The 12,437-nt window shown below is 49.1% G+C and carries 13 protein-coding genes; 10 read left to right on the forward strand and 3 right to left on the reverse strand.

Annotation, left to right across the window (positions count from 1 at the left end; genetic code table 11):
* Nucleotides 1-35: 35 nt before the first annotated feature.
* Both ACFQ88_RS01410 and ACFQ88_RS01415 read left to right on the forward strand, forming a co-directional pair.
* Nucleotides 36-539 (forward strand): hypothetical protein, encoded by a 504-nt coding sequence (locus ACFQ88_RS01410; RefSeq protein ID WP_379451386.1) that lies wholly within the window; start codon nt 36-38, stop codon nt 537-539.
* Nucleotides 540-591: 52 nt separating this feature from the next.
* The gene (locus ACFQ88_RS01415) at nt 592-1,407 is read left to right on the forward strand and encodes an HAD family hydrolase (RefSeq protein ID WP_379451387.1); all 816 of its coding nucleotides are present in this window, start codon (nt 592-594) and stop codon (nt 1,405-1,407) included.
* Between the two features lie 71 nt (nt 1,408-1,478).
* On the opposite strand, the gene ACFQ88_RS01420 is transcribed toward ACFQ88_RS01415, so the two are convergent.
* Entirely contained in the window at nt 1,479-2,021 is a 543-nt protein-coding gene (locus ACFQ88_RS01420; protein WP_239634552.1) for a 1,2-dihydroxy-3-keto-5-methylthiopentene dioxygenase, read from the reverse strand.
* A 261-nt stretch (nt 2,022-2,282) separates the two neighbouring features.
* Here ACFQ88_RS01420 and metH point away from each other — a divergent pair, with 261 nt between their 5' ends.
* Together metH and rnz are read left to right on the forward strand one after the other, a co-directional pair.
* Nucleotides 2,283-5,726, forward strand: a complete 3,444-nt coding sequence (gene metH / locus ACFQ88_RS01425) for a methionine synthase (protein ID WP_379451388.1) — start codon at nt 2,283-2,285, stop codon at nt 5,724-5,726.
* 80 nt (nt 5,727-5,806) lie between these two features.
* Nucleotides 5,807-6,766: a ribonuclease Z gene (rnz, locus tag ACFQ88_RS01430; protein WP_239634554.1), complete on the forward strand. Its 960-nt coding sequence runs from the start codon at nt 5,807-5,809 to the stop codon at nt 6,764-6,766.
* A gap of 65 nt (nt 6,767-6,831) precedes the next feature.
* Here the strand turns inward: rnz and tlp are convergent, their stop codons facing one another.
* Nucleotides 6,832-7,053: a small acid-soluble spore protein Tlp gene (gene tlp, locus ACFQ88_RS01435; protein WP_239634555.1), complete on the reverse strand. Its 222-nt coding sequence runs from the start codon at nt 7,051-7,053 to the stop codon at nt 6,832-6,834.
* Nucleotides 7,054-7,154: 101 nt separating this feature from the next.
* On the opposite strand from tlp, the gene ACFQ88_RS01440 reads away from it, so the two are divergent.
* The 6 genes from ACFQ88_RS01440 to ACFQ88_RS01465 all read left to right on the forward strand — a co-directional run bounded on the left by ACFQ88_RS01440 (nt 7,155) and on the right by ACFQ88_RS01465 (nt 11,535).
* Nucleotides 7,155-7,547 (forward strand): CidA/LrgA family protein, encoded by a 393-nt coding sequence (locus ACFQ88_RS01440; protein ID WP_379451389.1) that lies wholly within the window; start codon nt 7,155-7,157, stop codon nt 7,545-7,547.
* Entirely contained in the window at nt 7,534-8,226 is a 693-nt protein-coding gene (locus tag ACFQ88_RS01445; RefSeq protein WP_239634568.1) for an LrgB family protein, read from the forward strand. The genes ACFQ88_RS01440 and ACFQ88_RS01445 overlap by 14 nt, the downstream gene beginning before the upstream one ends.
* A gap of 209 nt (nt 8,227-8,435) precedes the next feature.
* Nucleotides 8,436-9,209, forward strand: a complete 774-nt coding sequence (locus ACFQ88_RS01450; RefSeq protein ID WP_379451390.1) for a GNAT family N-acetyltransferase — start codon at nt 8,436-8,438, stop codon at nt 9,207-9,209.
* A gap of 46 nt (nt 9,210-9,255) precedes the next feature.
* Complete coding sequence (locus ACFQ88_RS01455) at nt 9,256-10,233, forward strand: lysophospholipid acyltransferase family protein (protein WP_379451391.1); 978 nt, start codon at nt 9,256-9,258, stop codon at nt 10,231-10,233.
* Between the two features lie 11 nt (nt 10,234-10,244).
* The gene (locus ACFQ88_RS01460) at nt 10,245-11,213 is read left to right on the forward strand and encodes a metal-dependent hydrolase (RefSeq protein ID WP_379451392.1); all 969 of its coding nucleotides are present in this window, start codon (nt 10,245-10,247) and stop codon (nt 11,211-11,213) included.
* A gap of 109 nt (nt 11,214-11,322) precedes the next feature.
* Nucleotides 11,323-11,535, forward strand: coding sequence for a hypothetical protein (locus ACFQ88_RS01465; RefSeq protein ID WP_239634576.1), 213 nt, complete (start codon nt 11,323-11,325; stop codon nt 11,533-11,535).
* A 580-nt stretch (nt 11,536-12,115) separates the two neighbouring features.
* Here ACFQ88_RS01465 and ACFQ88_RS01470 read toward each other — a convergent pair.
* Nucleotides 12,116-12,437: hypothetical protein (locus ACFQ88_RS01470; protein WP_379451393.1), on the reverse strand; the 322-nt coding region annotated here is incomplete at its 5' end.

Genomic DNA, 12,437 nt, shown 5'->3' on the forward strand with positions numbered 1-12,437 from the left:
AGGGTCGTAAAGACTTCTATAAGGAGATAACAAGCATGTCTCGAAAGTGGGAACGAATGGTTCAGAAAAACTCCAAAGCTGCCAATAAAGTAAGAACGAAGCAGGGCAAGCCGCTGGTAAACGAAACGGCATCCGACGGCACGGTGACTATCCGCGGACGAAGCTGGGTAATGCCGATCGTACTGTTTTGCATAGGGATTTTTTGTTACATTGCATTCAGGGACACTTACCAGAGCGATAATTTGTATTGGGTAACCGGGGGCAGTTACATGGCTCTAGGTTTGTTCATCTTTTTTGTTCGCCGCCCATTCTTAAGAATCGGGAAAAACTATTTAGTGTCGCGCAGATTCTCAGGGGATAAAAGAGTCGATGCCGCACACATTCAAGAGATTGAGATATTGAAAGACGCGGTTGTCATTTCAACCAATAAAACCCGATGGGTATTCACGAAATTGTATCACCGATTCGATATGGCAGCACTGACAGAGCATCTGCAGGAATTCGCTGAACATAATGCCGTAAAGCTAAAGATAAGTTAAAGATCGGACAACATGGCCGTATCATACTTCATGGGAAAAGGATGGAATGAGAATGAGCATACAAGCGGTACTTTTTGATTTGGACGATACATTGCTGTGGGATGACCGCAGTGTGAAGGAAGCGTTTCAGGCTACTTGCGAAGAAGCTGCAAAATATTACGATATTGACCCGTCGGAGCTGGAAACGGCGGTACGCATAGAAGCTCGCGCGCTGTATGAGTCATATGAAACGTTTCCGTTCACCCAAATGATCGGAATTAACCCTTTTGAAGGCCTTTGGGCTAACTTCACCGAAGGGGAGAATGACAATTTCCGCAAGCTCGAGCAGCTTGCGCCAGGATATCGGACGCAATCCTGGACTCTAGGTCTTAAAGCGCTAGGGATCGACGATGCGGAGCTCGGCTACAAGCTCGGTGAGTTGTTCCCGGCAGAACGCCGGAAGCGCCCTTTTGTATATGAGGAGACATTCGAGGTGTTGAAGCAGCTGAAGGGGAACTACAAGCTGCTTCTGCTCACGAACGGTTCACCTGACCTGCAAAAGGAAAAATTGGCTGGAGTTCCGGATCTTGCTCCTTATTTTGATCATATTGTTATTTCAGGGAACTTTGGTGAAGGAAAGCCTGCTTCGTCGATTTTCCATCATGCTATGGATCTTCTCGGTATTACTCCTGAGCAAGGGGTTATGATTGGGGATAAGCTGACAACGGATATACTGGGCTCCGGACGAGTAGGCATGCCTAACATGTGGATCAATCGTCATGCTGTATCCCGGACGGATGAAATCGTTCCGGCTTATGAAATAACGAACCTTAGAGAAATCCAAGGTGTTATTGATACTATTAATCATTCTATTAATACAGTTAAATAATAGATTTAAGCTAACAAGATTAAGAAAAAGACCCTTCCGCTTTACGACTAAGCAGAGGGTCTTTTGTACGATTAGGCTTGTTGGAAGTTTGGATCCGCGAAAGGATGAGCGATCCAGCCTTCGGTTTCGATGAACAAACGAACGGCAACGATTTGACGATTTTCCATAAGTGTGAAAAAGTGCGGTTTATGTTCCGGAACGGAGATCACATCGCCGGCTTCCAGCTCAACATCAAAGTATCCAACATCGTCCGTACCTTTGATGATGAAAATGCCTTTACCAGCCGTAATTGCGCGAACTTCATCTTCAGTGTGGGTATGAACCTGTTCGAATTTTTTCAACAGTTCATCCAAGTTAGGAGTAGCATCGGACAAGGCAATCAGATCCCAAGTCAAGTAGCCGCGGCGGCTTGCCAAATCTTTGATTTCCGGTTCGAAGGTTGCCAAAATTTCCGCTTTTTCTTCGTCAGACAATGTGAATTTATTTTGCAGCGATGCAGGAAGCTTGTTGGCATCCCAGTGCTCATACAATACTTCTTGTTTGTCCAAAAATGCTTTTACATTTTGTTCGCCGGAGATGCGCTCGTTGGTGTTGCGAATGCGAATTTCTGCCATGCTAATCCCTCTTTCGAATAAAAATAGTTGCTTCTTTTATTATAGATGAAATAACAGCTTCTGTCGATGGCCTATTCACGACAAAACCAATAGGAATTATAAAGATTATTCAAAGGAAAACGGTTGGAATTGCTTTTCAATAGGTAATGTTTCTGGTAAACTTAAGCTTACAATATTCGACTTTTTGTGGTGTATATATAGGAAAATGGGCCATACATCCAAGATATTCATTGGAAGGGCGTCGGTGAAAGGAAGATTGGGATGAGTAAAACATCATTGCAGGAACAGTTAGAGAAGAAAATTATGATTTTGGACGGCGCTATGGGTACGATGATCCAACAGGAAAATTTGACCGCCGAAGATTTTGGCGGAGAGGATCTGGACGGCTGTAACGAATACCTTGTTGTCACTCGGCCCGATGTTATATCCAAGATTCACGAGGCGTATTTTGCCGCGGGCGCCGATATTATTGAGACGAACACGTTCGGAGCAACAAGCGTAGTATTGGCTGAATACGATCTACAAGATCGCGCACGTGAAATCAACCTGCTGGCTGCCAAATTGGCTGTAGATGCTGCGAAAAAATTCAGCACGCCGGAATGGCCGCGTTATGTTGCCGGTGCTTTGGGTCCTACAACGAAGACGCTTTCGGTTACAGGTGGTGTAACGTTTGACGAGCTGGTCGACAGCTATTACGAGCAAACCTTGGCATTGATTGAGTCCGGGGTAGATGCCATTTTGCTGGAGACTTCCCAAGATACGTTGAATGTTAAAGCAGGCAGTATTGGTGTCCGTAAAGCTATGGACACGCTGGGAATTCAGCTTCCGATCATGATTTCCGGCACGATTGAGCCTATGGGAACGACGCTCGCAGGGCAAAATATCGAATCGTTCTATATTTCTTTGGAGCATTTGAAGCCGATTTCCATCGGTCTTAACTGTGCTACAGGGCCGGAATTTATGCGCGATCATATCCGTACTTTGTCCGAGCTAGCTACAACAGCGGTAAGCTGTTATCCGAACGCCGGACTTCCGGATGAGAACGGGAAATACCACGAATCGCCGGAATCGCTTGCCAAGAAGCTGGCCGGCTTCGCAGAGCAAGGCTGGCTTAACATTGCGGGCGGATGCTGCGGAACGACGCCGGATCACATTCGGGCAATGGCTGAGACATTATCTGAGTACAAGCCGAGAGTCAAGTCCGAAGGCCATTTGCCGGCCGTCTCCGGTATTGAAACGGTATATCTCGAAGATGCCAACCGCCCATACATGGTCGGGGAGCGTACGAACATTTCCGGTTCCCGGATGTTCAAGCGGCTGATGAAGGAAGGCAAATTCGAAGAGGGCTCAGAAATTGCCCGAGCTCAGGTGAAGAACGGTGCGGCGGTTATCGATATTAACGTACAGGATACGGATATCGATGAAGCGTATACCATGGAAAACTTTTTGAAGGAAGTCGTCAAAAAAGTAAAGGTTCCGCTGATGATTGACTCGACCTACGATCATATCATCGAGCTTGGATTGAAATATTCCCAAGGGAAAGCGATTATTAACTCCATTAACCTTGAGGACGGAGAAACGAAGTTCGACAACATCGTACCGCTTATTCATAAATATGGCGCAGCGGTAGTCATGATCTTGATCGACGAGCGGGGCCAGGCGGTTTCGCGGCAGGCCAAGATGGAAGTGGCGGACCGGGCGTATGAGCTTCTTACCAAGAAGCACGGCTTGAATCCGTCGGACATCATTTTTGACCCGAATATGTTCCCGGTTGGCTCCGGTGACCCTCAATATATCGGATCGGCTGTCGAAACGATTGAAGGCATTCGGATGATTAAGGAGAAATATCCTGAATGTAAGACCATTCTCGGCTTAAGTAACATATCTTTCGGCTTGCCGCCAGCAGGACGCGAAGTTCTGAACTCGGTTTACTTGTATCATTGTACGAAGGTCGGCTTGGATTATGCGATCGTCAACACGCAAAACCTCGAGCGCTATGCCTCCATTCCGGAGCACGAGAGAGAGCTTGCCGAAAGGCTGATTTTCAATACGAACGACGAGACTTTGGCCGAATTCGTAGCCCACTTCCGCGAGAAGAAGGTGGAGAAAAAGGAAGTCATCTCGAATTTGACCTTGGAAGAACGTCTCGGGTCCTATGTAGTCGAGGGAACGAAGGAAGGTCTCATTCCGGATCTGGACGAAGCATTGAAGAAGTATGCTCCTCTCGATATTATCAACGGACCGTTGATGAAAGGGATGGAAGAGGTCGGCCGCTTGTTCAATAACAACGAGCTGATTGTCGCCGAGGTTCTGCAAAGCGCTGAAGTAATGAAAGCGTCGGTTGCTCATCTGGAGCAATTCATGGAGAAGTCGGAGAGCGCCGTGAAAGGTAAAATCATTCTCGCCACCGTTAAGGGCGATGTTCACGACATCGGTAAAAACCTGGTGGAAATCATTTTGTCCAATAACGGCTACAAAATTATTAACCTGGGTATCAAAGTACCGCCGGAGCAGCTGATCGAGGCGTACCGCAAGGAGAAGGCAGATGCTATTGGATTGTCCGGTCTGCTCGTAAAATCCGCTCAGCAAATGGTCGTGACGGCTCAGGATTTGAAAAATGCCGGCATCGACGTGCCGATTCTGGTTGGCGGAGCGGCGCTTACCCGTAAATTTACGAAAACACGGATTGCCCCTGAGTATGAAGGCCTTGTATTATATGCAAAAGATGCGATGGACGGGCTGGATATCGCGAATAAGCTGAGCGACCCTAAACAGAGGGAGCAGCTTGTGAGGGAATTGCGTGAAAGCATGGAATCCGACGTGATGGAGGCCGGCAAGAAAGAAGATTCAATGCCGGAGCTGACCCGTGTCAGAACCTCGACTGTCGACCGTACGCTGCCGGTTCAGGTTCCTCCGGATCTGGAGCGCCGTGTAATCCGCGACTATCCGATCAGCCATGTGATGCCTTACATCAACATGCAAATGCTGCTCGGACACCATCTCGGCTTGAAAGGCAAAGTCGAGAAGCTGTTGGCGGACAAGGATCCGAAAGCCGTACAATTGAAGGAAACGGTCGATCAAATCTTGGCCGAAGCCCAAAAGGAAGGCATCATCAAAGCGCATGGTATGTATCGTTTCTTCCCGGCGCAATCGTCAGGCAACGATGTTATCGTGTATGACCCGAATGATGTCACCAAGGCGCTCCAGAAGTTCTCCTTCCCGCGGCAAACCACAGAACCGTATTTGTGTCTTGCGGATTACTTGAAATCGACCGACAGCGGAGAGATGGATTATATCGGCTTCCTGGTTGTAACGGCAGGCCATGGAATCAGCGAGAAAGCGGCCGAATGGCGCGAGAAAGGCGATTATCTTCGCTCGCATGCTCTGCAGGCAACAGCTCTTGAAACAGCTGAAGCGCTGGCTGAGCGAGTACACGAAATGATGCGCGACACATGGGGCTTCCCGGATCCAGCGGAGATGACCATGCAGGAGCGTTTCGGCGCGAAATATCGCGGACAGCGTTTCTCCTTCGGTTATCCGGCATGTCCGAATCTGGACGATCAGCAGCAGCTGTTTGCCTTAATGAACCCGGAAGATATCGGAGTCCATCTAACGGAAGGCAGCATGATGGAGCCGGAAGCATCGGTTTCGGCCATCGTATTTGCCCATCCGCAGGCACGTTATTTTAATGTTGATAAAAGTTAGGCATCTTATTAGAGTGGAGTTCCTATCGGACTCCGCTCTTTCCCTATAAACTTAGAATGTGATGAAACGGAGAAGCGGTAGTGGAGCTATATTTTCTCGGTACGGGGGCAGGCATGCCTTCCAAAGAAAGAAACGTTACATCCGTCGTCCTGAACTTGTTGTCCGAACGGAACTCGTACTGGATGTTCGATTGCGGCGAAGGGACGCAGCATCAAGTATTGCGGTCGCCTATCAGAATAGGCAAGCTGGAGAAGCTGTTTATTACGCATTTGCATGGCGACCATTTGTACGGCTTGCCCGGCTTGCTGACGAGCCGCTCTTATCAGGGTGGTGATACAGGAACTCCTTTCACGATCTACGGCCCCAAAGGGACGGAGCGCTTTGTACGGACCGCGTTAGAGGTAAGCCAGGCTCATCTCGGATATGAGCTTGAAATCGTAGAATTCAGCGTCCAGGAGGAGTCTCTGCTGTTCGAAGACGAGCAGTTTATCGTCACGGCTGCACCTCTGGTCCATAGGGTCGAGAGCTACGGGTACCGGATCGCGGAGAAGTCGCAAACCGGCAGACTTCAGGTAGAGAGACTCAAGGAGCTGGGGCTCGCTTCCGGACCTGTATTCGGCTTGATCAAGCAAGGGATCGATGTCGTGCTGGACGACGGAAGAGAGCTTAAGGCGAGCGAGTTTATCGGTCCGTCTTACCCCGGCAGAATCGTGACGATACTTGGCGATACGCAGCCGTGCGAGTATTCATTGAAGCTGTCGGTAGATGCCGACGTTCTCGTGCATGAGGCAACTTTTGCGGAACAGAAAAAAGATCTGGCCGTGGCGTACGACCATTCTACGGCGAAGGATGCGGCGCGAACCGCCAATGAAGCCGGTGTTGGAGCATTAATCCTTACGCATATCAGCTCGCGTTATCAGAAGGATGAGGCGGAGCTGCTGGTGGATGAGGCGAAAGAGATCCATGCCGAAACCTATTTGGCGCGGGATTTATGGTCATTTGAAGTACCAAGGAAGAGACATGCTGTACTTGAAAACTAAGTGCTTGCAGGAAAAAGCCCCGTTCTGTTTAAGGACGGGGCGGCTTCGTTATGATACAACTAAGGCTACTCTTGTTGATTAGCTTCGTCCTTAATCTCATGACGGAAGGAATCTAGGCTTTTTTCTCTGCGTTCATTTTTCGTTTCAATGTCTTGCTTCTCTTGAGGGCTGATTTCGTCGGCATGCTCGGCTAAGTATTGTTCAGCCTCTTCCATGTTTTCAATGGTGTTGTCGATGCTTTTTTGCAAATGCTCTACATTGTCTGCACGATTGTCCGGTTTGGCCATGGTGGTTAACAGCTCCTTTAATTCATATAGTAAGTCATCGGACACACGGCTATATGCCGTTCGCCAAGGTTTACAATCCCTCACGGGAAGTGAAATTATTCATGATGGATCATAATCTTTCGAAGGATGGGGAACGAATGATCGGTTTATCCATATTGATCGGGTTTTATTTGCTCGGATCAATTCTGCACGAAGCAGCTCATATCCCGCTTCCGGCCAATGTGATCGGACTGATTTTATTTACCGCGAGCTTGTTTTTGAAGCTGGTGAAGCTCGAATGGGTGGAGGATGCGGGACAATTTCTGATTAAGCATATGCTGCTCTTCTTTATTCCTTTTGTCGTGGGCACGATGGTTTTTTTTCATTACATAGGCGTCTATGCCGTGCAGCTGCTTGTCAGTTTGTTTGCCAGCACAGCGGGAGTACTCCTAGTCACCGGCTGGTCGGTGAAGCTGTGGAAACGAAAAGGAGGCGAGCAGCATGAGTCCCGATGAATTTGTCGCACAGCCTTTGTTCGGAATTGCACTATCCGTGATCTGCTATTCTATAGCGCTGATTGTCAATCGCAAACGGCGGTGGCTGCATCCGTTATTTTTAAGCTCAGGGCTTGTGATCGCGTTCTTGCTGGCAGGGGACATCCCATATGAAGCTTATCGGGTCGGAGGAGACATGCTGATCTTCTTCCTGGGGCCAGCAACGGTTGCGCTTGGAATCCCTCTGTATAAAAATGCCCGGCGCATCCAAACCAATTTGGCTGCCATCTTGGGCGGCATCACCGTCGGATCCGTCAGCGCGCTTATTCTGTCTGCGGCGTTCGTATGGAGTCTCGGCGGCTCCAAAGAATTGATGCTTACGATGATGCCCAAATCGGTGTCGTCACCGATCGCTTTGGAAATATCCCGACAGTCCGGGGGAATTCCCGAATTAACAGCCGTGCTGACCGTGTTAACCGGCTTAATTGGAAGCATGTTCGGCCCCGCGTTATTAAGGCTGAGCGGTGTACGTGACGACATATCGATTGGTACGGCTATCGGCACCGCGGCGCATGGAATCGGGACGGCCAGAATCATACGCGATTCGGAGCTTCAGGGCAGTGTCAGCGGGTTTGCGATGGGAGCGGCCGCCATCATCACATCCATTTTGTTCATCCCGCTTTACTCGTTGTTCCGTTAACCGATCGGATTGAACTCTAAAGCCAGTTTACAAATATAACATGATTACTATTCAAAGCAGAGTGCATGGCGCTCTGTTTTTTCTATTTTCCGATTGGACAAGCAGCCGTAATCCTTACAAAACATTAACAACGCGTAAACGTTATCATAATAATCATTTGCTACGCTTACAAGGTATTCCACTCCACTTTCCCTGAGAAAGGCGTGTTGATGATGATTCAAACGGCTACTCAAGCAAGCCATTCGCAGTCTAACCTGTGCGTGAGGCTGGCTGCCAATTCGGAAGAAATAGAGCAGGCCATGCGCTTAAGGTATCAAGTTTTTGTCGAAGAGGAACGGAACATGATGCTGCTGAACGAGAACGGCTTGGAGCAGGATCCGTACGATACCTATTGCGATCATTTGATAGTGAAAGATCTGGATAGTGATCATGTGGTAGGGACTTATCGTTTGCTGCCAGGCGAGCGGGCTATCAGCAACATTGGCTTTTATTCGGAGACGGAATTTGATTTATCCGGCATTCAAGAATGGAAAAGACATGCATTGGAGCTGGGGAGGAGCTGTATCGATCCGGCGTACCGGGGCGGAAAAGCGATCCAGATGCTGTGGGAAGGAATAGCTTCTTATATTACCGAGTATGATTACCGGTTCCTGATCGGCTGCGCCAGCGTTCATATGCAGTCTATGGAAGAAGTGAACTTCATCTACAGCCTGCTTAAGCATAAACAAGTGATTACAGATCGTTTTGGGATCCACCCGCATCCGACACACCAGATCCAGGGGTTACAGCAATTGGAATGCGATTTGAATGAAAAAGAGCTGTTTCGCAAGCTGCCCCCGCTTATGAAGGGCTATCAGTGGCTTGGAGCTGAAATCGGCGGAGATCCGGCTTACGACGCTATTTTTGATACGGTTGACTTTTTTATCGTTTTGGAAAAGGATCGCGTTACCCGCAAATATAAGAAGCATTTTTTGAAGCGATAAACCGGGCAATGAACGTATACCATGTTCGAAAAAGGGGAGGGTGACTTTGTACGAGTGGATTGGAGCTATAACCGGAAATCGAAAAGCGCTGCAAACTATGGCTTCTTGGAGCCGCTTGATTCCGCGTCCGGTCATCCTGCTGCTGTGCCGCTGTGTAGGTATAATGCTGTTTGTGGCTGCGGGAAAAGGGCTTCGCGATAATATTTTACGCAACATGATGGATATGCTCCCAGATCGGTCCAGGAAGGAAATCGCGAGCTGCCGGTTTCAATTTTATCAAAATCTCGTTATCACGCTCTATGAAATCATCATCGATTCCCACAGGCTCAGCGGCAGTGAAGATTGGCGGTTTCGCGTCGACGGCGAGGCTCATTTGGAGGAAGCGCTGCGTCTGGGGCGCGGTGCTATTGTGTATACACCTCACGAAGGGAATTTCTTTTATTACTATTGGTATTTATGCCAAAAATATCCAGGATTAACGATTGCAACGGCCGGGAGTCCTGAGCTGCGTCCGTTGTATTTCCACTTTCGGGATATGGGCTGTGACGGGCTGGACTATGACAGCACGCCTCCGCTGGAGCTTGTACGAAAGCTTCGACAACATATAGCGGCCAACGGTGTCGTTTTTATTTTGGGTGATTTTTACCGCGAGTCGTTTCCGATTTCCCGGTTTTTCGGACGGGTGACACGAACACCGGAGGGCGCTGCTTTGCTGGCGATCGGCGACGAAGTGCCTGTAATCCCTTTTTACGGCAGGAGGGAGAAAGGGTTCGTCCATCGTCTGACCTTCGAGCAGCCGCTGCATCTGTATGCTTCCTACCAGAAGACTCAGAGAAGGGAAGCTACCAAGCTGTTGAACCGATTCATGGAGCAGGTGATACGCAGCTATCCGGCGCAATGGTTTTATTGGTTCAATGCGGAGGAGCGATGGCAGGAAGATCCAACGGCCCATAATTCGAACGGGAACTCCCCGGGAAATACGCAAAGCCGGACGGAAGGCAAGCAAGCATCCCATTCAGCTTAGGAGGGAAGACAATGGATACGGGAAGTCATTTGCTGTTCGGTGCGACTCTGGCCGGCTTGGCTGCGCTTCATCCGGTCATAGCCCATCAGCCCGAGCTCAGTCATGCTATTATGGCGGCAACCTTAATCGGCTCGCATGCTCCGGATTTCGATACCATTGCCCGTCTGAAAGGATATTCCGCCTATATACGAATTCATCGCGGAATAACCCACTCGCTGCCCGCGCTTTTGATATGGCCTGTTGTCCTCTCCATTCCCGTGACTGCGGTGTTCGGGGTATGGGAGCATGCTCATTTGGTTTGGCTTTGGGCTTTTATCGCGGTCGTGTTTCATGTATTTCTGGATTGGTTTAACGCTTACGGGGTCCAGTGCTTTCGGCCTTTTTCGCAAAAATGGCACCATCTTGACGTGCTCTCTTTGTTCGAGCCGGGGCTGTTCCTGCTTCACTTCGCAGGGCTGCTGCTGTGGCTGTTGAATGTGCCGGGAATTCCATTCGGCTGGATGTTTGCAGGGATTTATGCGGCGACCTTCATGTATATCGGGGTGCGCACGCTACAGCATCGTCAGGCGGTGGCGGTCGTTCGCCGGCATGTAGGCTTCGACGGAGTATGCCATGTATTGCCCGGAATGTTGTGGTACCGGTGGCAGTTCGTAGTGGAAACGGAGAGCCATTTTACAACAGGAACGCTGCATCGGGGTGTTGTGTCGATCAAGGATGTGTATCGCAAAGATGCGGCGGATTCGATTGTTCAGGCAACGATGTCGACGGACGGAGTCAGAGCTTTTTTGCATTTTGCCCAGAGGGTGTATGTCATCAGTACGGAGCAAAACGACGGATATGTCGTTAAGTGGCGCGATGTCCGCTTTTGGCATAATCACCAGCTCCCTTTCGGAGTCGATGTATACTTGGACCGTAATTTGAATGTCGTCGATCAATCCCTAGGATGGCGAAAAAAAGTGTGGGATCCGCCGTTTGTTTAAAAGAAAATGAGGCTAAGAGGCCGTAATTCGGCCTTTTCTTTGTATGAATATCCTCAATATGGGATATACTAGTTGGGTGTGAAAAACGATGCTCAGGGGGGATGCCAGCATGAACTTCACAAGTCAGGATATTGCCGTGATCGAGCAAGCTTTGCAATTAGCGATTCAAGCGGAGGCCAAAGATTCAAACGTCAAGCAATACCGGGAAGTGCTGGGCAAGCTGCAGAGCAAAGCAGAGGAAGCAATGAGCAAACATACTACATTGACGGTGGATCGTGATGAATTAAGGTTCGATTACGACGATTCGTCGGACTTGCTGTAAAAAACTTTCCCGGGAAAGCGCAGGAAACGACATTAATTTTGCTGATACAATGAATTTTTGATAGATTTTGTTATGTAAAGACGAACTGGTGATTTACTTGAGTGGAATAGAGAATAATATTAGGTTTTGATTGTGTGTCACAACCAGTAAATAAAAAGGAATGGCGCCCGTGAGGGTGCCATTCCTTTTTATTAAGCTTATTATACTGGAACCGTTCCGGTCGTTGCTGTCAGGGAGGAGTAAGTGATAGCTGCGGTGGTAGTTCCGATGACTATAGTGATACCTGTTACGGTAACTCTTAGTGTATAGGTGTGAGTGCCATCAGTAGCTGAATTGAAATAAGTCATTGGAATGGTTCGTTGGTAATTAAAGACGCCTGCTCCAAGCGACAATAGATCCGAGTTAACAGTAGTTGCAACTACTGTAGCTCCATCAAGCAATTCAACCGTAATTGTAGGGCTTGCAGCTAGCGCGACTAGAGTATTAAAGCTAATGTTAACCGTAACAACGCCATCCACAATAACTTGGTTAGAACCGGCGTTTACAGGAACGTTGAGGGTTGCTGCAGTTACTGGTGTACCTACTGTCGGGATGTTAGTAGGAATTGTTCCTTGTAAGCCGGTAGCTGCTGAGCCAGGTCCGGTTGGCCCTTGTGTACCCGTAGCGCCCGTAGCACCGGAAGGTCCTTGATCACCTTGAGGTCCTTGATCGCCCTGAGCACCCGTAGCGCCCGTAGCACCGGAAGGTCCTTGATCACCTTGAGGTCCTTGATCGCCCTGAGCACCCGTAGCGCCCGTAGCACCGGAAGGTCCTTGATCACCTTGAGGTCCTTGATCGCCCTGAGCACCCGTAGCGCCCGTAGCACCGGAAGGTCCTTGATCACCTTGAGGTCCTTGATCGCC

It is taken from the genome of Paenibacillus sp. NPDC056579 (assembly GCF_042793215.1).
Classification (GTDB): domain Bacteria; phylum Bacillota; class Bacilli; order Paenibacillales; family NBRC-103111; genus Paenibacillus_S.